The sequence below is a fragment of the Pseudomonas sp. PDM17 genome (assembly GCF_014851985.1).
GTDB lineage: Bacteria > Pseudomonadota > Gammaproteobacteria > Pseudomonadales > Pseudomonadaceae > Pseudomonas.
The window spans coordinates 53,529-73,797 of the sequence record NZ_JACVAT010000003.1 but is presented as its reverse complement, the minus strand read 5'-3'; the positions used below and the strand labels follow the sequence as shown (position 1 = coordinate 73,797).

Annotated in this window: 18 protein-coding genes and 2 tRNA genes; 19 read left to right on the top strand and 1 reads right to left on the bottom strand. The window is 62.8% G+C overall.

The window, feature by feature from the left end; translation table 11 throughout:
- Positions 1-83: 83 nt before the first annotated feature.
- From dnaJ to IB256_RS10500, 7 genes are all read left to right on the top strand, one after another.
- Positions 84-1,214, top strand: a complete 1,131-nt coding sequence (gene dnaJ, locus IB256_RS10530; RefSeq protein WP_081520691.1) for a molecular chaperone DnaJ — start codon at positions 84-86, stop codon at positions 1,212-1,214.
- A 58-nt stretch (positions 1,215-1,272) separates the two neighbouring features.
- On the top strand, positions 1,273-2,079 hold the full coding sequence (dapB, locus tag IB256_RS10525; RefSeq protein WP_192292676.1) for a 4-hydroxy-tetrahydrodipicolinate reductase: 807 nt from the start codon (positions 1,273-1,275) through the stop codon (positions 2,077-2,079).
- Between the two features lie 187 nt (positions 2,080-2,266).
- On the top strand, positions 2,267-3,403 hold the full coding sequence (carA, locus tag IB256_RS10520) for a glutamine-hydrolyzing carbamoyl-phosphate synthase small subunit (protein ID WP_138214225.1): 1,137 nt from the start codon (positions 2,267-2,269) through the stop codon (positions 3,401-3,403).
- A 29-nt stretch (positions 3,404-3,432) separates the two neighbouring features.
- The gene (gene leuE / locus IB256_RS10515) at positions 3,433-4,086 is read left to right on the top strand and encodes a leucine efflux protein LeuE (RefSeq protein WP_026079047.1); all 654 of its coding nucleotides are present in this window, start codon (positions 3,433-3,435) and stop codon (positions 4,084-4,086) included.
- A 19-nt stretch (positions 4,087-4,105) separates the two neighbouring features.
- A complete protein-coding gene (carB, locus tag IB256_RS10510; RefSeq protein ID WP_138214226.1) occupies positions 4,106-7,327 on the top strand; it encodes a carbamoyl-phosphate synthase large subunit in 3,222 nt (1,073 codons plus the stop codon).
- Complete coding sequence (gene greA, locus IB256_RS10505) at positions 7,324-7,800, top strand: transcription elongation factor GreA (RefSeq protein ID WP_017518953.1); 477 nt, start codon at positions 7,324-7,326, stop codon at positions 7,798-7,800. The genes carB and greA overlap by 4 nt, the downstream gene beginning before the upstream one ends.
- Before the next feature lie 10 nt (positions 7,801-7,810).
- Positions 7,811-8,215 (top strand): DUF4149 domain-containing protein, encoded by a 405-nt coding sequence (locus IB256_RS10500; RefSeq protein WP_192293631.1) that lies wholly within the window; start codon positions 7,811-7,813, stop codon positions 8,213-8,215.
- Between the two features lie 42 nt (positions 8,216-8,257).
- Here IB256_RS10500 and IB256_RS10495 read toward each other — a convergent pair whose 3' ends face one another.
- The gene (locus IB256_RS10495; protein ID WP_015478938.1) at positions 8,258-8,572 is read right to left on the bottom strand and encodes a YhbY family RNA-binding protein; all 315 of its coding nucleotides are present in this window, start codon (positions 8,570-8,572) and stop codon (positions 8,258-8,260) included.
- 79 nt (positions 8,573-8,651) lie between these two features.
- Between IB256_RS10495 and rlmE the strand changes: the two genes are divergently transcribed.
- The 12 genes from rlmE to rbfA all read left to right on the top strand — a co-directional run bounded on the left by rlmE (position 8,652) and on the right by rbfA (position 20,268).
- Positions 8,652-9,275 (top strand): 23S rRNA (uridine(2552)-2'-O)-methyltransferase RlmE, encoded by a 624-nt coding sequence (gene rlmE / locus IB256_RS10490; protein WP_045216738.1) that lies wholly within the window; start codon positions 8,652-8,654, stop codon positions 9,273-9,275.
- A 201-nt stretch (positions 9,276-9,476) separates the two neighbouring features.
- Positions 9,477-11,393: an ATP-dependent zinc metalloprotease FtsH gene (gene ftsH, locus IB256_RS10485; protein ID WP_192293629.1), complete on the top strand. Its 1,917-nt coding sequence runs from the start codon at positions 9,477-9,479 to the stop codon at positions 11,391-11,393.
- A 9-nt stretch (positions 11,394-11,402) separates the two neighbouring features.
- Positions 11,403-12,272: a dihydropteroate synthase gene (folP, locus tag IB256_RS10480; RefSeq protein WP_192402480.1), complete on the top strand. Its 870-nt coding sequence runs from the start codon at positions 11,403-11,405 to the stop codon at positions 12,270-12,272.
- Positions 12,269-13,609, top strand: a complete 1,341-nt coding sequence (gene glmM / locus IB256_RS10475) for a phosphoglucosamine mutase (RefSeq protein WP_192402478.1) — start codon at positions 12,269-12,271, stop codon at positions 13,607-13,609. Before folP ends, glmM begins: the two co-directional genes overlap by 4 nt.
- A 65-nt stretch (positions 13,610-13,674) precedes the next feature.
- Entirely contained in the window at positions 13,675-14,430 is a 756-nt protein-coding gene (tpiA, locus tag IB256_RS10470; RefSeq protein WP_192292648.1) for a triose-phosphate isomerase, read from the top strand.
- Between the two features lie 2 nt (positions 14,431-14,432).
- A complete protein-coding gene (gene secG / locus IB256_RS10465) occupies positions 14,433-14,825 on the top strand; it encodes a preprotein translocase subunit SecG (RefSeq protein ID WP_081520701.1) in 393 nt (130 codons plus the stop codon).
- A gap of 16 nt (positions 14,826-14,841) precedes the next feature.
- A tRNA-Leu gene (locus tag IB256_RS10460) sits at positions 14,842-14,927 on the top strand.
- A 93-nt stretch (positions 14,928-15,020) separates the two neighbouring features.
- Positions 15,021-15,097 (top strand) — tRNA-Met (locus IB256_RS10455).
- Between the two features lie 127 nt (positions 15,098-15,224).
- Positions 15,225-15,683 carry a ribosome maturation factor RimP gene (gene rimP, locus IB256_RS10450; protein WP_045216751.1) on the top strand — a complete coding sequence of 153 codons (459 nt, stop codon included), beginning with the start codon at positions 15,225-15,227 and terminating at the stop codon, positions 15,681-15,683.
- Positions 15,684-15,728: 45 nt separating this feature from the next.
- Entirely contained in the window at positions 15,729-17,210 is a 1,482-nt protein-coding gene (gene nusA / locus IB256_RS10445) for a transcription termination factor NusA (RefSeq protein ID WP_017518943.1), read from the top strand.
- 27 nt (positions 17,211-17,237) lie between these two features.
- Positions 17,238-19,775 (top strand): translation initiation factor IF-2, encoded by a 2,538-nt coding sequence (infB, locus tag IB256_RS10440; RefSeq protein WP_192402476.1) that lies wholly within the window; start codon positions 17,238-17,240, stop codon positions 19,773-19,775.
- 106 nt (positions 19,776-19,881) lie between these two features.
- Positions 19,882-20,268, top strand: a complete 387-nt coding sequence (rbfA, locus tag IB256_RS10435; RefSeq protein ID WP_045216758.1) for a 30S ribosome-binding factor RbfA — start codon at positions 19,882-19,884, stop codon at positions 20,266-20,268.
- The last annotated feature ends 1 nt before the right edge of the window (position 20,269 follow it).

Sequence of the window (20,269 nt, the reverse complement as noted above, 5' to 3'; positions counted from 1 at the left end):
GTCGGTGCGCATGAAACGTCACGCGGGGGCTTGCTCCCGCGTTGGCGTGTCTGGGGGAAAGGTTTTCAAGGTGCAAAGAATTTATGGCCAAACGTGATTTTTACGAGGTACTGGGTGTCGAGCGCGGCGCTAGCGAAGCGGACCTGAAGAAGGCCTATCGCCGGCTCGCCATGAAGTTCCACCCGGACCGTAATCCCGGCGACAAGGAAGCCGAGGACAAATTCAAGGAGGCCAACGAGGCTTACGAGGTCCTGTCCGACGCCAGCAAGCGCGCGGCCTATGACCAGTACGGCCATGCCGGCGTCGACCCGCAGATGGGTGGCGGCGGTGCGGGCTTCGGTGGCGCGAGCTTCTCGGACATCTTCGGTGATGTCTTCAGCGACTTCTTCGGTGGCAGCGGCGGGCGCGGCGGCTCCCGTGGCGGCCCGGCGCGCGGCGCCGACCTGCGCTACACCCTCGACCTGGACCTGGAAGACGCGGTTCGCGGTACCACCGTGACCATCCGTGTTCCCACCCTGGTCGGTTGCAAGACCTGCAGCGGTAGCGGCGCCAAGCCTGGCACCACGCCGGTCACCTGTACTACCTGTGGCGGTATCGGTCAGGTGCGCATGCAGCAGGGCTTCTTCTCGGTGCAGCAGACCTGCCCGCGTTGCCATGGCAGCGGCAAGATGATCACCGACCCCTGTGGCTCGTGCCACGGTCAGGGGCGTGTGGAAGAGCACAAGACCCTGTCGGTGAAAGTGCCGGCCGGCGTCGATACCGGTGACCGCATCCGTCTCACCGGCGAAGGTGAGGCCGGTGCCCATGGTGGCCCGGCGGGCGACCTGTACGTGGTGGTGAACGTGCGCGAGCACGACATCTTCCAGCGCGACGGCAAGCACCTGTACTGCGAAGTGCCGATCAGCTTCGCCGACGCGGCCCTGGGCGGAGAGCTGGAAGTACCGACCCTGGATGGTCGCGTGAAGCTGAAGATCCCTGAGGGCACCCAGACCGGCAAGCTGTTCCGCCTGCGCGGCAAGGGCGTTGCCCCGGTGCGCGGCGGTGGTGCCGGCGACCTGATGTGCCGCGTCGTCGTCGAGACTCCGGTCAATCTGGACAAGCGCCAGCGCGAGCTGCTCGAAGAGTTCCGCAATACCCTGCAGGGCAACTCTTCCCATTCGCCGAAGGCCAGTGGCTGGTTCGAAGGCATGAAGCGCTTCTTCGACGATCTATGATGCAAGGCCCCGGCGGTGCGAATCGTCCGGGGCTTTTTTAGCTTTGGAGCTGTTTTATATGCGACGTATAGCCGTAATGGGCGCCGCCGGGCGCATGGGCAAGACCCTGATCGAGGCGGTTCAGCAAACCAATGGCAGCGCCGGCCTGACTGCGGCGGTCGACCGTCCGGACAGCACTCTGGTGGGCGCCGATGCGGGTGAGCTGGCTGGCCTGGGCCGCATCGGTGTGCCGCTGTCGGGTGATCTGGCCAAGGTGGTCGACGAGTTCGACGTGCTGATCGATTTCACCCACCCGACCGTGACCCTGAAGAACCTGGAGGTCTGCCGCAAGGCCGGCAAGGCCATGGTCATCGGCACGACCGGCTTCTCCATGGCGGAGAAGGAGTTGCTCGGCGAGGCGGCGAAGGACATCCCGATCGTCTTCGCTGCCAACTACAGTGTCGGCGTGAACCTCTGCCTGAAGCTGCTCGACACCGCCGCCCGCGTTCTGGGTGATGACGTGGACATCGAGATTCTCGAAGCGCACCACCGCCACAAGGTCGATGCGCCGTCCGGTACCGCGCTGCGCATGGGCGAAGTAGTTGCCAATGCGCTGGGTCGTGATCTGGAAAAAGTGGCCGTGTACGGTCGCGAAGGCCAGACCGGTGCGCGTCCGCGCGAGACCATCGGCTTCGCCACTGTGCGTGCGGGTGACGTGGTGGGCGATCACACCGTGCTGTTCGCTGCCGACGGCGAGCGCGTGGAAATCACTCACAAGGCTTCGAGCCGCATGACCTTTGCTCGCGGTGCCGTGCGTGCTGCGCAGTGGCTGGATGGGCAGGCCAACGGCCTGTACGACATGCAGGACGTACTCGGTCTTCGCTGAGCGGCATGGCCGTACGTCGTGCAAAAGGTGGACCATGATGTCGCATTTCTGTAAACTACAGCTTTAGTGTGTCCACTAAAAGTAGCGCAGCATGATCACATAAAAAGCGGGATGACTTCTTCTGATGTCATCCCGCTTTTTTACAATCTGCGCACGCCCAGCCAGGCTTGAACTACGGGAGGTCTTCTTGACTAAGCCAGCCATACTTGCACTTGCCGACGGCAGCGTTTTTCGCGGTGACGCCATCGGCGCCGACGGCCAGACCGTCGGAGAGGTGGTGTTCAACACCGCCATGACCGGCTACCAGGAAATCCTCACCGATCCTTCCTACGCCCAACAGATCGTCACCCTGACCTACCCGCACATCGGCAACACCGGCACTACGCCGGAAGACGCCGAGTCGAACAAGGTCTGGGCTGCCGGCCTGATCATCCGTGACCTGCCGCTGCTCTCCAGCAGCTGGCGCGACAAGCAGTCCCTGCCGGATTACCTGAAAGAGAACGGCACCGTTGCCATCGCCGGCATCGATACCCGCCGCCTGACCCGCATCCTGCGCGAGAAGGGGTCGCAGAACGGCTGCATCTTGGTCGGCGACGACGCTACCGAGGAGAAAGCCCTCGAGCTGGCGCGCGGCTTCCCGGGCCTGAAAGGCATGGACCTGGCGAAAGTCGTTTCCTCCACCGAGCGCTACGAGTGGCGCTCCAGCGTGTGGAACCTGGAAACCGACAGCCATCCGGAAATCGCGGCCGCCGACTTGCCGTACCATGTGGTCGCCTACGATTTCGGCGTCAAGCTGAACATCCTGCGCATGCTGGTTGCCCGTGGCTGCCGCCTGACCGTGGTGCCGGCGCAGACCCCGGCCAGCGAAGTGCTCGCCCTGAACCCGGACGGCATCTTCCTCTCCAACGGCCCTGGCGACCCCGAGCCGTGTGACTACGCCATTCAGGCCATCCGCGAGTTCCTCGACACCGAGATCCCGGTCTTCGGCATCTGCCTCGGTCATCAACTGCTGGCCCTGGCCTCCGGCGCCAAGACCCTGAAGATGGGGCACGGCCACCACGGTGCCAACCACCCGGTGCAGGACCTGGATTCGGGCGTGGTGATGATCACCAGCCAGAACCACGGTTTCGCCGTCGACGAAGGCAGCATGCCGGCCAACCTGCGCGCCACCCACAAGTCGCTGTTCGACGGCACCCTGCAGGGTATCGAGCGCACCGACAAGGTGGCCTTCAGCTTCCAGGGTCACCCGGAAGCCAGCCCAGGCCCGCACGACGTGGCTCCGCTGTTCGACCGCTTCATCGCGGCGATGGCGGAGCGTCGCTGAGTACGAGCTCGAAGAGGTAGAAGAAGATGATGCCGACCCTGGGAATCACCGATCTCTGGACCTACGTCCTGGGCACGTTGTTCATCGTCCTGCTGCCGGGGCCGAACTCGCTGTTCGTCCTCGCCACCGCCGCCCAGCGCGGTGTGGCCTCGGGCTACCGGGCGGCGAGCGCGGTATTCCTCGGCGATGCGATCCTGATGTTCCTGTCGGCGCTGGGCATCGCCTCGGTCCTCAAGGCCGAGCCGATGCTGTTCCTGGGCCTGAAGTACGTCGGCGCCGCCTACCTGTTCTATCTGGGGATCGGCATGCTCCGCGGTGGCTGGCAGAAGCTGCGCCACCCGCTGGAGGCGGCCGCCGCGCCGGCCAAGGAAGTGGACGTCAACCAGCCGTTCCGCAAGGCGCTGCTGCTGAGCCTGTCCAACCCCAAGGCGATCCTCTTCTTCATTTCCTTCTTCATCCAGTTCGTCGACCCGGGTTACGCCTACCCCGGCCTGTCGTTCCTGGTGCTGGGCACGATCCTCGAGATCATCAGCGCCCTGTACCTGAGTTTCCTGATTTTCTCCGGTGTGCGTCTGGCGGCCTGGTTCCGTCGGCGGCAACGGCTGGCTGCCGGCGCCTCGAGTGGCGTCGGCGCCCTGTTCGTCGGCTTTGGCGTGAAGCTGGCCAGCGCAACCCTTTCCTGAATATTGCAACGAGAGTCCCATGCCCAAGCGTACAGACATCAAGAGCATCCTGATCCTCGGCGCCGGCCCGATCGTCATCGGCCAGGCCTGCGAGTTCGACTACTCCGGCGCACAGGCCTGCAAGGCCCTGAAGGAAGAAGGCTTCCGTGTCATCCTGGTGAACTCCAACCCGGCCACCATCATGACCGACCCGGCCATGGCCGACGCCACCTACATCGAGCCGATCAAGTGGCAGACCGTCGCCAAGATCATCGAGAAGGAGCGCCCTGACGCGCTGCTGCCGACCATGGGCGGCCAGACCGCTCTGAACTGCGCCCTGGACCTGGAGCGCCACGGCGTGCTCGAGCAGTTCGGCGTGGAAATGATCGGCGCCAACGCTGACACCATCGACAAGGCCGAAGACCGTTCGCGCTTCGACAAGGCTATGCGCGACATCGGCCTGGCCTGCCCGCGCTCGGGCATCGCACACACCATGGAAGAAGCCTACGGTGTGCTGGAGAAGGTCAACTTCCCGTGCATCATCCGTCCGTCCTTCACCATGGGCGGCACCGGCGGCGGTATCGCCTACAACCGCGAAGAATTCGAGGAAATCTGCACCCGTGGTCTGGACCTGTCGCCGACCAACGAGCTGCTGATCGACGAATCGCTGATCGGCTGGAAGGAATACGAGATGGAGGTTGTCCGCGACAAGAAGGACAACTGCATCATCGTCTGCGCCATCGAGAACTTCGACCCGATGGGCGTGCACACCGGTGACTCGATCACCGTGGCTCCGGCGCAGACCCTGACCGACAAGGAATACCAGATCATGCGCAACGCCTCGCTGGCGGTGTTGCGTGAGATCGGCGTAGAAACCGGCGGCTCGAACGTGCAGTTCGGCATCTGCCCGAACACCGGCCGTATGGTCGTGATCGAGATGAACCCGCGCGTATCGCGCTCCTCGGCGCTGGCCTCCAAGGCAACCGGCTTCCCGATCGCCAAGATCGCGGCCAAGCTGGCCGTCGGCTACACCCTCGACGAGCTGCAGAACGACATCACTGGCGGTCGCACCCCGGCGTCCTTCGAGCCGGCGATCGACTACGTCGTCACCAAGATCCCGCGTTTCGCCTTCGAGAAATTCCCGAAAGCCGACGCCCGCCTGACCACTCAGATGAAGTCCGTGGGCGAAGTCATGGCCATCGGCCGTACCTTCCAGGAGTCCGTGCAGAAAGCCCTGCGCGGCCTGGAAGTCGGTGCCACCGGCTTCGACCCGAAGCTCGACCTGAGCAACCCGGAAGCCGAGAGCATCCTCAAGCGCGAACTGACCGTGCCCAATGCCGACCGCATCTGGTACGTCGCCGACGCCTTCCGCGCTGGCAAGACCATCGCCGAAGTCTTCGACCTGACCCGCATCGACGAGTGGTTCCTGGTGCAGATCGAGGACCTGGTCAAGGATGAAGAGCGCGTCAAGACCCTGGGTCTGTCCGCCATCGACCGCGAGCTGATGTACAAGCTCAAGCGCAAGGGCTTCTCCGACGCCCGCCTGGCAACTCTGCTGGGTGTGACCGAGAAGAACCTGCGCAACCACCGCCACAAGCTCAAGGTGCTGCCGGTGTACAAGCGCGTGGACACCTGCGCCGCCGAATTCGCCACCGATACCGCCTACATGTACTCGACCTACGAGGAAGAGTGCGAAGCCAATCCGTCGACTCGCGACAAGATCATGATCCTGGGCGGCGGTCCGAACCGCATCGGCCAGGGTATCGAGTTCGACTACTGCTGCGTACACGCCGCGCTGGCCATGCGTGAAGACGGTTACGAGACCATTATGGTCAACTGCAACCCGGAGACCGTCTCCACCGACTACGACACGTCCGATCGCCTGTACTTCGAGCCGGTGACCCTGGAAGACGTGCTGGAAATCGTCCGCGTCGAGCAGCCCAAGGGCGTGATCGTGCAGTACGGCGGCCAGACCCCGCTGAAACTCTGCCGTGCTCTGGAAGAAGCCGGCGTCCCGATCATCGGTACCAGCCCGGACGCCATCGACCGCGCCGAAGACCGCGAGCGCTTCCAGCACATGGTTCAGCGCCTGAACCTGCGCCAGCCGGCCAACGCCACTGCGCGCAGCGAAGACCAGGCCCTGGAGCTGTCCAAGAACATCGGTTACCCGATGGTGGTGCGTCCGTCTTACGTACTGGGCGGCCGCGCAATGGAAATCGTCTACCAGGAAGAAGAGCTCAAGCGCTACATGCGCGAGGCCGTGAAGGTTTCCAACGACAGCCCGGTGCTGCTGGACCGCTTCCTGAACTGCGCCATCGAAGTCGACATCGACGCGGTGTGCGACGGCGAGACCGTGGTGATCGGCGCGATCATGCAGCACATCGAACAGGCTGGTGTGCACTCCGGTGACTCCGCCTGCTCGCTGCCGCCGTACTCGCTGCCGCAGCACATCCAGGACGAGATCCGCGAGCAGGTCAAGAAGATGGCCCTGGAGCTCGGCGTGGTCGGCCTGATGAACGTGCAGATGGCCGTGCAGGGGGAAGACATCTACGTGATCGAGGTGAACCCGCGCGCGTCCCGTACCGTGCCGTTCGTCTCCAAGTGCATCGGCGAATCGCTGGCCAAGGTCGCGGCTCGCGTCATGGCTGGCAAGTCCCTGGCCGAAGTCGGCTTCACCCAGGAGGTGATCCCGCCGTACTATAGCGTCAAGGAAGCGGTATTCCCGTTCGCCAAGTTCCCCGGCGTCGACCCGATCCTCGGCCCAGAGATGAAATCCACTGGCGAGGTGATGGGGGTCGGCGACAGCTTCGGTGAGGCATTCGCCAAGGCCCAGTTGGGCGCCAGCGAAATCCTGCCGAACGCCGGTTGCGCCTTCATCAGCGTCCGCGAGGACGACAAGCCGCAAGCTGTTCAGGTCGCCCGCGACCTGGTCGCGCTGGGCTTCGAGGTGGTTGCCACTGCTGGCACCGCCAAGGTGATCGAGGCTGCCGGTCTGCCGGTACGTCGCGTGAACAAGGTGACCGAGGGCCGTCCGCACGTGGTCGACATGATCAAGAATGACGAAGTCACCCTGATCATCAACACCACCGAAGGCCGCCAGTCCATCGCTGACTCCTATTCCATCCGTCGCAACGCCCTGCAGCACAAGATCTACTGCACCACCACCATTGCGGCGGGGCAGGCGATCTGTGAGGCGCTCAAGTTCGGTCCCGAGAAGACCGTTCGCCGTCTGCAGGATCTCCATGCAGGAATCAACGCATGAGCAAATTTCCAATGACCGTCCAGGGCGCCCGCGCCCTGGAAGAAGAGCTGAAATACCTGAAGACCGTTCTGCGCCCGCAGATCACCCAGGCCATCGCCGAAGCGCGTGAACTGGGCGACCTCAAGGAAAACGCCGAATACCATGCGGCCCGTGAGCAGCAGGGTATGTCCGAAGCTCGCATCCGCGACATCGAGGCCAAGCTGTCCAACGCGCAGATCATCGACGTGACCACCATTCCGCACAGCGGCAAGGTGATCTTCGGTACTACCGTCGATATCGCCAACGTCGAGACTGACGAGACGGTGACCTACCAGATCGTCGGCGATGACGAGGCGGACATCAAGAACAGCAAGATCTCGGTCAACTCGCCGATCGCCCGTGCGCTGATCGGCAAGACCGAAGGCGACGCTGTTCTGGTCAAGACTCCGGGCGGCGACGTCGAGTACGAGATCGTTGAAGTCCGCCACGCCTGATCGGCAAACCCTGAACGCAGGCACCATCAGCTGGCTGCTGGCCCAGACATTCTGGGTCGGCGGCCTGTGGCTGCTTCAGTTCGTGGTGTTGCCGGCGCTGGACAAGATCGGCCTGGCGCCACTGCTGGTGGAGGCCGTCGCCGACGCGCTGAAGCCATTGCTGCTGGGCTTCGCCGGTTTCTGCGTGCTGCTCCAGGCCCTGGTGCTCTGGCAGGCGCGCGGGTTCGCTGCCTTCGCCCGTGAAACGCGGGGGCAGTTGCTGCTGACCGTACTGGTGATGGCGGCGGCTTATTTCGTGGTGCGCCAGGTAGCGCCGGACGCTCAGCGCTGGCTGTTGTTCAACTACCTGGTAGTGGCGCTGTGCGGCTTGCTGCTGGTGCTGCAACCGGCACCCGGGCGGGACGAGCGGAGCTGACGCGGCGGAGCCTTGCCGGCTCCGCGTTGCCGGTCTTGACTGTCAGAGACCGCTGAAGCGGCTGATGTTCGACAGGTTCTTGTTCGGCTTGGGATTGCGACGATAGATCAGCGCCATCTTGCCGATGGACTGAACCAGTTCGCAGCTGCCGTTCTGGCAGAGTTCGTCGATCAGCGCACGACGATCGTCGCGTTCGGTGATGCGGAACTGCACCTTGATCAGTTCATGATCGTTGAGCGCACGCTCAAGCTCGGCCATCACGCCTTCCGACAGACCGTTTTCAGCAACGGTCAATACGGGTTTCAGGTGATGCCCGATAGATTTGAACTGCTTTTTCTGCTCCTGAGAGAGCGCCATAATCTGACCCCTGGGAAAAAAGGCGGATATTCTACCCGAGTTTCGGTTATACCGGGATGCCGCTCAGACGAGGTAATACGTGGCCCGTTCCAAGACTAGCCATCGCTGGCTGAAAGAACATTTCGACGATCCTTACGTGAAGATGGCACAGCGCGACGGCTATCGCTCGCGCGCCAGCTACAAACTGCTGGAAATCCAGGAGAAGGATCGCATCCTGCGCCCCGGCATGACTGTGGTCGACCTCGGCGCGGCGCCGGGTGGCTGGTCGCAGGTCACCAGTCGGGTGATCGGCGACAAGGGCACCCTGATCGCGTCGGACATCCTGCCGATGGACAGTATCCCGGACGTCACCTTCATCCAGGGTGACTTCACCGAGGACGAGGTCTTTGCCCAGTTGCTCGAGGCCATCGGAGAAAATCCGGTAGACCTTGTGATTTCCGATATGGCCCCCAATATGAGTGGACTGCCCGCCGTGGACATGCCCCGTGCGATGTTCCTCTGCGAGCTGGCCCTGGACCTCTGCACCCGCGTGCTGCGTCCGGGCGGCGATTTCCTGATCAAGATTTTCCAGGGTGAGGGTTTCGACGCTTACCACAAGATGGTTCGCGAGAACTTCGAGAAGGTGCAGATGCGCAAACCGCTGTCGTCCCGCGACCGTTCGCGGGAGCAGTATCTGCTCGCACGGGGCTTTCGCGGCGCCTAGACTGGAATGATTGGGCCGGCTTCTGGTCTATGCCTTGCAGGTTTTGCTTGTACCGGTGAAAGCCGGGGTTCATAAAGGGTTACAGACGGCGCCTGCCTGGCGGCGGGCGTTGTGTAGTAATTTTGGCCGGAAGGAGTCTGGCCGTCGTGAGAAGCGGTTTCCAGGGCGGAGCCGGCTTCAGAGGGTAGTCAATTGAACGACATGGCAAAGAACCTGATTCTGTGGCTGATCATCGCGGCGGTACTCGTCACCGTGATGAACAACTTCTCCAGCCCGAGCGAGCCGCAGACGCTCAACTATTCCGACTTCATCCAGCAGGTGAAGGATGGCAAGGTCGAGCGCGTGACCGTCGACGGCTATGTCATCACCGGCAAACGCCAGGATGGTGACACCTTCAAGACCATCCGCCCGGCGATCCAGGACAACGGCCTGATCGGCGACCTGGTCAACAACAACGTCGTTGTTGAGGGTAAGCAGCCCGAGCAGCAGAGCATCTGGACTCAGTTGCTGGTAGCGAGCTTCCCGATCCTCGTGATCATCGCGGTCTTCATGTTCTTCATGCGCCAGATGCAGGGCGGCGGCGGTGGACGCGGCGGCCCGATGAGCTTCGGCAAGAGCAAGGCCCGCCTGTTGTCGGAAGACCAGGTGAAGACCACCTTCGCCGACGTCGCCGGCTGCGACGAGGCCAAGGAAGAAGTCAGCGAACTGGTGGAGTTCCTCCGCGATCCGGGCAAGTTCCAACGCCTGGGCGGTCGTATCCCGCGCGGTGTGCTGATGGTCGGCCCGCCCGGTACCGGTAAGACCCTGCTCGCCAAGGCGATCGCCGGCGAAGCCAAGGTGCCGTTCTTCACCATTTCCGGTTCGGACTTCGTGGAAATGTTCGTCGGCGTGGGCGCCTCGCGCGTTCGCGACATGTTCGACCAGGCCAAGAAGCACGCGCCCTGCATTATCTTCATCGACGAGATCGACGCCGTCGGCCGCCATCGTGGCGCCGGCCTGGGTGGCGGTCACGACGAGCGCGAACAGACCCTCAACCAGTTGCTGGTGGAGATGGATGGCTTCGAGATGAATGACGGCATCATCGTCATCGCCGCGACCAACCGTCCGGACGTGCTCGACCCTGCGCTGCTGCGTCCCGGCCGCTTCGACCGCCAGGTGGTGGTCGGTCTGCCGGACATCCGTGGTCGCGAGCAGATTCTGAAAGTGCACATGCGCAAGGTCCCGCTGGGCGACAACGTCGATCCCGCCGTGATCGCGCGCGGTACCCCAGGCTTCTCCGGCGCCGACCTGGCCAACCTGGTCAACGAGGCCTCGCTGTTCGCCGCCCGCGCCAACAAGCGCATTGTCGACATGCGCGAGTTCGAGCTGGCCAAGGACAAGATCATGATGGGCGCCGAGCGCAAGACCATGGTCATGTCCGAGAAGGAGAAGAAGAACACCGCGTTCCACGAAGCCGGCCACGCCATCGTTGGTCGCCTGGTGCCGGAACACGACCCGGTCTACAAGGTTTCCATCATTCCGCGCGGTCGCGCCCTGGGCGTGACCATGTTCCTGCCGGAAGAGGACCGCTACAGCCTGTCTAAGCGCGCCCTGGAAAGCCAGATCTGCTCGCTGTTCGGTGGCCGTATCGCCGAAGAGATGACCCTGGGCTTCGAGGGCGTGACCACCGGCGCTTCCAACGACATCATGCGGGCCACGCAGCTGGCACGGAACATGGTGACCAAGTGGGGCCTGTCGGAGAAGCTCGGTCCGCTGATGTATGCGGAAGAGGAGGGCGAGGTCTTCCTCGGTCGTAGCGCCGGTGGCCAGCACTCGAATATCTCGGGTGAGACCGCCAAGCTCATCGACCAGGAAGTGCGCCGCATCATCGACGACTGCTACGGTACCGCCAAGCGTCTGCTGGAAGAGAACCGCGACAAGCTCGACATGATGGCCGACGCGCTGATGAAGTACGAAACCATCGATGCCGATCAGATCGACGACATCATGGCCGGCCGCACTCCGCGCGAGCCGCGTGACTGGCAGGGTGGCAACTCCGGTTCCTCCGGCAACGCCGCCTCGCCACGCGACGAAGGTCGCCAGGAAAACCCGATTGGCGGGCCCGCCGGCGAACACTGAGAGCACTGAATGAGTTCGTTGTACCACCCGACCCGGTTGCCTTGCGGCAACCGGGTTCTTGATTTAAGTCGCCCGCACGTCATGGGCATCCTCAACGTCACCCCTGATTCCTTCTCCGACGGCGGGCGCTTCAACCAGCACGATGCTGCGTTGCGCCACGCAGCGGAGATGGTCGCGGCGGGCGCCACGCTGATCGATATCGGCGGCGAGTCGACGCGTCCGGGCGCTCGCGTGGTTTCGCCCACCGAGGAGCTGGAACGTGTCGCTCCGGTGGTCGAGGCCATTGCCCGCGAGCTGGACGTGGTGATTTCGGTGGATACCTCCACTCCGGCCGTGATGCGCGAGACCGCGCGCCTTGGTGCCGGGCTGATCAACGACGTACGCTCCCTGCAGCGCGACGGCGCGCTGGATGCTGCCGTCGATACCGGGCTCCCGGTATGCCTGATGCACATGCGCGGTGAGCCGGGAAACATGCAGGACGACCCGCGTTACCCGGATATCCTTCAGGAGGTCCGTGGCTTCCTTGAGGAGCGCATCGCGCTGTGCGAGGCCGTGGGCATTGCCCGCGAGCGGATTGTCATCGATCCTGGCTTCGGTTTCGCCAAGACCCAGAGCCACAACCTGAAACTGTTCCGACAGATGGACAGGTTGATGGACCTGGGGTGCCCGCTGCTGGTAGGTGTCTCGCGCAAGAGCATGGTCGGGCGCGCGCTTGGCCGTGAGGTGGGCGAGCGTCTCTATGGCAGCCTGGCGCTGGCCGCCCTTGCGGTCACCAGGGGAGCCAGCATTATCCGCGTCCACGATGTCGCCGAGACCGTGGATGTGGTTCGAATGATTCACGCAGTGGAAAGTGCAACGGAAGAGGGGATGCCCGCATGAGCAGGAAGTATTTTGGCACCGATGGAATTCGCGGGCGCGTAGGCACTCCGCCGATCACGCCGGACTTCGTGCTAAAGCTGGGCTGGGCCGTGGGCATGGCCTTTCGTCAGCAGGGCAAGTGCCGTGTGCTCGTCGGCAAGGACACGCGGATTTCCGGCTACATGTTCGAATCTGCGCTGGAGGCTGGTTTGTCTGCCGCCGGTGCCGACGTGATGCTGCTGGGCCCCATGCCGACTCCCGGTATCGCCTACCTGACCCGCACCTTCCATGCTGAAGCCGGCATCGTCATCAGCGCCTCGCACAATCCCCATGACGACAACGGCATCAAGTTCTTCTCCGGCCAGGGTACCAAGCTGCCCGATGAGGTAGAGCTGATCATCGAGGAGCTCCTGGACGCTCCGATGACCGTGGTCGAGTCCGCGCGCCTGGGCAAGGTCTCGCGAATCAATGACGCGGCTGGCCGCTACATCGAGTTCTGCAAGAGCAGCGTGCCCTCGAACACCAGTTTCGCCGGTCTGCGCATCGCGCTGGATTGCGCCCACGGAGCGACCTACAAGATCGCTCCCAACGTATTCCGTGAGCTGGGTGCCGAGGTATTCGTCATCGGTGCCGAGCCCAATGGTCTGAACATCAACCACAATTGCGGCTCCACCCACATGGGCGCGCTGCAGGAAGCTGTTCTGGCTAATCACGCGGATATCGGTATCGCCTTCGACGGCGATGGCGACCGTGTGATGATGGTCGATCACACGGGCACCATCGTCGATGGCGACGAGATTCTCTACCTGATCGCCCGTGACATGCTCGATCGCGGCAAGCTGCATGGCGGCGTGGTCGGGACCCTGATGAGCAACCTGGGGCTCGAACTGGCTCTGCAGGAGCTGCACATCCCGTTCGCACGCGCCAAGGTGGGTGACCGCTACGTGATGTCCGAGCTGCAGTCGCGCAACTGGCAGTTGGGGGGTGAGAATTCCGGCCATGTCGTGTGCTACCAGCACACCACCACGGGCGATGCGATCATCGCGGCGCTGCAGGTGCTGATGGCGCTCAAGACCCGCGGGCAGAACCTTGCGGAGGCGCGCATGGGCATTCGCAAGTGTCCGCAGGTGCTGATCAACGTGCGTTTCGCGGGCGGTGGCGTCGATCCGCTGGAACATCCGGCGGTGAAGGACGCCTGTGCCAAGGTGACCGAAGAAATGGCCGGGCGCGGCCGCGTTCTGCTGCGCAAGTCCGGCACAGAACCGCTGGTTCGGGTGATGGTCGAGGGTGATGAGGAAGCTCGCGTTCGCGCCTATGCCGAGCAGCTGGCAAAAGTCGTTACAGAGGTATGTGCTTGATTTCTCTTGTCAGTTCCCAAAGCGTCGAGTAATATCTGCGCCCACTTTGCTCAGCGAGGTACAGCATGCGTCGACCCTTGGTGGCCGGTAATTGGAAAATGCACGGTACCCGCTCCAGCGTAACGGAGCTGATCAAAGGCCTGCGTCAACTGGCTCTCCCTACGGGTGTCGATGTGGCGGTGTTCCCGCCCTGTCTGTACATCAATCAGGTCGTACAAGGCCTGAATGGAAAGGCGGTTGCCGTTGGTGCGCAGAATTGCGCGGTTGAGCCGATGCAGGGCGCCTTGACGGGCGAGATCGCAGCCAGCCAGTTGGCGGATGCGAGCTGCTCCCTGGTGCTGGTCGGTCACTCCGAGCGTCGCCTGATCCTGGGTGAGAGCGATGGCGTGATCAGTCGCAAGTTTGCGGCGGTTCAGTCGTGTGGCCTGGTTCCGATCCTGTGCGTGGGCGAGACCCGCGAGCAGCGTGAGGCGGGCAAGACTCTTGAGGTTGTCGGGCGCCAGTTGGGCTCGGTGATCGAAGATCTCGGTGTCGGGGCTTTCTCCCGCGCCGTTGTGGCTTACGAGCCGGTGTGGGCGATTGGGACGGGGCTGACCGCTTCTCCCGAGCAGGCCCAGGAAGTACATGCGGCGATTCGCGCGCAGATCTCGGCGGAAAACGCAGAGGTGGCTCGCGGCCTTCGTCTCCTGTACGGCGGTAGTGTCAAGGCCGCCAACGCTGTCGAGCTTTTCGGCATGCCGGATATCGATGGGGGGCTCATTGGTGGAGCTTCCCTGAATGCAGATGAGTTCGGTGCGATCTGTCGCGCCGCAGGAAACTGAAGATGCTGGAAACAGTTGTAATCGTGATTCACCTGCTGATGGCGCTGGGTCTGGTTGTGCTGGTCCTGCTTCAGCAAGGCAAGGGTGCCGACGCAGGTGCGTCGTTTGGTGCTGGCGCTTCGGGTACTGTTTTCGGTAGTCAGGGCTCTGCTACCTTCCTGAGTCGCTTCACCGCTGTGCTGGCCGCAGTTTTTTTTATTACCAGCTTGGGTTTAGCGTATTTTGCTAAAGAAAAAGCTGATATGATTCGTCACGCTGGGCTTCCTGATCCGGCAGTGATGGAGCAGAAGCAGGAACAAGCTCCGGCAGCTAGCGATGTGCCGGGCGCGCAAGGGCAACCTCAAGCCCCTGCAGGCGGTAACGGCGACGTTCCGGCGGCTCCTGAGCAGAAGTAAGCAGGCAAGAGTTTTTGCCGAGGTGGTGGAATTGGTAGACACGCTACCTTGAGGTGGTAGTGGCCATAGGCTGTAGGGGTTCGAGTCCCCTCCTCGGTACCATATTACGAAAAGGCCCGCAGTGCGGGCCTTTTCGTTCCGGAGTTTCGGTTGACCTTCAAGGGGCTCGACCGTATAATTTCGCACCAGCTTTGACGCGGGATGGAGCAGTCTGGTAGCTCGTCGGGCTCATAACCCGAAGGTCGTAGGTTCAAATCCTGCTCCCGCAACCAGTTTGGCAGAGCCCCTTTTCAGGGGCTTTTTGCTAGCTGGACAGTCCGCGCCGCCAGATCAGGGCGGTCCTTAAGGGATGGGCGTTTCGCCCATTTTTTGTTTCTACAGCATACGCGAGGCGATCAGGTGTCGAGCAAGCTAGAACAGTTGCAGGCCTTGTTGGCCCCTGTAGTAGAAGCGCTCGGCTATGAGTGCTGGGGCCTGGAGTACATTTCCCAAGGTCGCCATTCCCTGCTCCGGGTTTATATCGATCGTGCCGAAGGCATCCTGGTCGATGACTGCGAAATTGTCAGTCGTCAGATCAGTGGCATCCTCGACGTGGAAGACCCGATCAGTGGCGAGTACACCCTGGAGGTGTCTTCGCCCGGCATGGATCGGCCGCTCTTCACACTCGAACAGTTCGCCCGTTACGTCGGCGAGCAGGTGAAGATCAAGCTGCGCACGCCTTTCGAAAGGCGTCGCAATTTCCAGGGCATTCTCCGTGGTGTGGAGGAGCAGGATGTGGTGGTCCTGGTGGATGACCATGAATACCTGCTGCCGGTCGACTCGATCGACAAGGCCAACATCATTCCCCGATTTGAGTGAGCCGCCAGAGCGCGGATTCCAATGGATTGAAAGGCGAGGCGTACGATGAGCAAAGAAGTACTGCTGGTTGTTGAGTCGGTATCCAACGAGAAGGGTGTACCGCCTGGCGTGATTTTCGAAGCGCTGGAGCTCGCTCTGGCGACCGCGACCAAAAAGCGTTTCGAGGACGAGGTTGACCTGCGCGTGGAAATCAACCGCGCCAACGGCAACTACGAAACCTTCCGTCGCTGGACCATCGTCGAAGACGAGGACTACTCCAATCCGGCGTCGGAACTGACCGTCGAAGACGTGCAGGAAGAGCACCCCGGCATGAAAGCCGGCGAGGTCATCGAAGAGAAGATCGAATCCATCGAGTTCGGCCGTATCGCCGCACAGACCGCCAAGCAGGTCATCGTGCAGAAAGTTCGCGAAGCCGAGCGCGCTCAGGTCGTTGACGCCTACCGCGAGAAGGTCAACGAGATCATCTCCGGCACCGTCAAGAAAGTCACCCGCGACAACGTGATCGTCGACCTGGGCAACAACGCCGAAGCGCTGCTGGCCCGCGATCAGATCATCCCGCGTGAAACCTTCCGCGTCGGCACCCGCGTGCGTGCGCTGCTGAAGGAAATCCGCAGCGAGAACCGTGGCCCTCAGCTGATCCTGTCGCGTACCGCGCCGGAAATGCTGATCGAGCTGTTCCGCATCGAAGTACCGGAAATCGCCGAGCAACTGATCGACGTGATGGCCGCCGCCCGTGATCCGGGTTCGCGTGCCAAGATCGCCGTTCGCTCCAAGGACAAGCGTATCGATCCGCAGGGCGCCTGCATCGGTATGCGTGGTTCCCGCGTCCAGGCCGTCTCCGGCGAACTGGGCGGCGAGCGTGTGGACATCGTTCTCTGGGACGATAACCCCGCGCAGTTCGTGATCAACGCCATGGCCCCGGCCGAAGTGGCGGCGATCATCGTCGACGAAGATACCCACACCATGGATATCGCCGTCGCCGAGGACAACCTGGCACAGGCCATCGGCCGCAGTGGCCAGAACGTCCGTCTGGCCAGCCAGCTCACCGGTTGGACCCTGAACGTGATGACCGAGGCCGATATCCAGGCCAAACAGCAGGCTGAAACTGGCGACATCCTGCAGCGCTTCGTCGACGAGCTGGATGTCGATGAAGAACTCGCCCAGGTTCTGGTTGAAGAAGGTTTCACCACCCTGGAAGAGATTGCCTACGTACCGATGGAAGAGATGCTCAGCATCGACGGCTTCGACGAAGACATCGTCAACGAGCTGCGCTCGCGTGCCAAGGACCGCCTGCTGACCAAAGCCATCGCCACTGAAGAGAAACTCGCCGACGCACAACCTGCCGAAGACCTGCTCAGCCTCGATGGTATGACCAAAGAGCTGGCCGTGGACCTGGCGCTGCGTGGCGTAACCACCCGTGAAGATCTTGCCGAGCAGTCTATTGACGACCTGCTCGACATCGACGGCATGGACGAAGAGCGTGCCGGCAAGTTGATCATGGCCGCCCGGGCCCATTGGTTCGAGTAAGCATTCGCGGCCTGAGGAGAGAAGTGCATGACGCAAGTCACGGTGAAAGAACTGGCCAAGACGGTCGATACGCCGGTAGAGCGCCTGCTGCAGCAGATGCGCGAAGCGGGTCTGCCGCATAACAACGCCGAGCAGGTGGTGACCGACAGCGAGAAGCAAGCGCTGCTGGCCCACTTGAAAGGCAGCCATGGTGATCGCGCGGATGAACCGCGCAAGATCACCCTGCAACGCAAGACCACCTCGACCATTCGGGTCGCTGGCAGCAAGACCGTCAGCGTCGAGGTTCGGAAGAAGAAGACCTACGTCAAGCGAGATCCTGAAGAGCTTGAGGCCGAGCGCCAGCGCGAGCTGGAAGAGCAGCGTGCCGCTGAAGAAGCCGTACGTGTGAAGGCCGAGGAAGAGGCCCGCCAGCGCGCCGCTGCGGAAGAGGCTCGCCGTCAGGCGGACGCCGCTCGGCAGGCCGCTGATGTCGCTCCTGCTGCTACCGCTCCGGCCGCTGTCGAGGCGCCGCGCGCCGCAGCTCCGGCTGTCGCTCCTGCTGCCCCGGCCGCTGCCGCTCCTGCTGCGGACGACCGCAAGAAGGACGAAGTGCGCCGCGCGCCCAAGCGCGACGAAGAGGACGAGCGCCGTGATCGCAAGCATGCCCAGCATCGCCCGTCGATCAAGGAAAAGGAAAAGACCACTGCTCCGCGCGTTGTACGCAGCGGTGGTGGCGACGACGACGACAGCTTTGGCCGTCGCGGCGGTGGCCGTGGCAAAGGCAAGCTGAAGAAGCGTAACCAGCACGGGTTCCAGAGCCCGACAGGACCGATTGTGCGTGAAGTGAATATCGGCGAGACCATCACCGTGGGCGATCTCGCTGCCCAGATGTCGGTGAAGGGTGCCGAGGTCGTCAAGTTCATGTTCAAGATGGGCACCCCGGTGACCATCAACCAGGTCCTCGACCAGGAAACCGCCCAGCTGATCGCCGAAGAACTCGGCCACAAGGTCAAGCTGGTCAGCGAGAACGCCCTGGAAGAGCAACTGGCCGAATCCCTGAAGTTCGAAGGTGAAGCGGTTTCCCGCGCGCCGGTCGTGACCGTCATGGGCCACGTCGACCACGGCAAGACCTCGCTGCTCGACTACATCCGTCGTGCGAAGGTTGCAGCTGGCGAAGCCGGCGGCATCACCCAGCACATCGGTGCCTACCACGTGGAAACCGACCGCGGCATGGTCACCTTCCTCGACACCCCTGGCCACGCCGCGTTCACCGCGATGCGTGCCCGTGGTGCCCAGGCGACCGACATCGTCATCCTGGTGGTGGCAGCGGATGACGGCGTGATGCCGCAGACCCAGGAAGCCGTACAGCACGCGAAAGCGGCTGGCGTGCCGATCGTGGTCGCGGTGAACAAGATCGACAAGCCCGACGCCAACCCGGACAACATCAAGAACGGCCTGGCCGCTCTGGACGTGATCCCGGAAGAGTGGGGCGGCGATGCTCCGTACGTTCACGTTTCCGCCAAGCTGGGTACCGGTGTCGACGAGCTGCTCGAAGCCGTGCTGCTGCAGGCTGAAGTACTCGAACTCAAAGCCACTCCGTCGGCCCCGGGCCGTGGCGTGGTGGTCGAGTCCCGTCTGGACAAGGGCCGTGGCCCGGTAGCCACCGTGCTGGTCCAGGACGGTACCCTGCGTCAGGGCGACATGGTCCTGGTCGGCGTCAACTACGGCCGCGTCCGTGCGATGCTCGACGAGAACGGCAAGCCGATCAAGGAAGCCGGTCCGTCCATTCCGGTCGAGATCCTCGGCCTCGATGGTACCCCGGACGCCGGCGACGAGATGACCGTGGTTGCCGACGAGAAGAAGGCCCGCGAAGTCGCTCTGTTCCGCCAGGGCAAGTTCCGCGAAGTGAAACTCGCTCGTGCCCACGCCGGCAAGCTGGAAAACATCTTCGAGAACATGGGCCAGGAAGAGAAGAAGACCCTCAACATCGTGCTCAAGTCCGACGTCCGTGGTTCGCTGGAGGCCCTGCAGGGCTCGCTCAGCGGCCTGGGCAACGACGAAGTGCAGGTTCGCGTGGTCGGTGGCGGCGTCGGTGGTATCACCGAGTCCGATGCCAACCTGGCGCTGGCCTCCAACGCGGTGCTGTTCGGCTTCAACGTCCGTGCTGACGCCGGTGCGCGCAAGATCGTCGAGTCCGAAGGCCTCGACATGCGTTACTACAACGTGATCTACGACATCATCGAAGACGTTAAGAAAGCCCTGACCGGCATGCTCGGCAGCGATGTTCGCGAGAACATCCTGGGTATCGCCGAAGTGCGTGACGTGTTCCGTTCGCCGAAGTTCGGCGCGGTCGCCGGCTGCATGGTCACCGAGGGTCTGGTGCACCGCAACCGTCCGATCCGCGTCCTGCGCGACGACGTGGTCATCTTCGAAGGCGAGCTGGAGTCCCTGCGTCGCTTCAAGGATGACGTCTCCGAAGTCCGTGCCGGCATGGAATGCGGTATCGGCGTGAAGAGCTACAACGACGTCCGCGTCGGCGACAAGATCGAAGTGTTCGAGAAGGTCGAAGTCGCTCGTACTCTGTAAGGGTATTCGAGCGTGAACGCAGCGCCCGGGCCAGCTGAATTGCTGCCCCGGGCGTTTGCCGCTTTCAGACCCGGAGCCTCGCGGCTCGGGTAAGCAGGTTAGAAAAATGGCTAAAGAGTACAGCCGTACCCAGCGTATCGGCGACCAGATGCAGCGCGAACTGGCGCTGCTGATCCAGCGTGAAATCAAGGACCCGCGTCTCGGCCTGGTGACCATCACCGGCGTCGATGTGGCCCGTGACCTGTCCCATGCCAAGGTGTACGTTACCGTAATGGGGCAGGACGACAATGCCGAAGTGGTGAAGCAGAACACCAGCATCCTCAACGATGCCGCAGGCTTCCTGCGCATGCAGCTAGGCAAGGCGATGAAGCTGCGCACCGTGCCGCAACTGCACTTCAGCTACGACGCCAGCATCCGTCGCGGTGCCGAGTTGTCGGCGCTGATCGAACGCGCTGTGGCTGCCGATCGTCGCGGCGGCGATTCCGAGGAGTAAC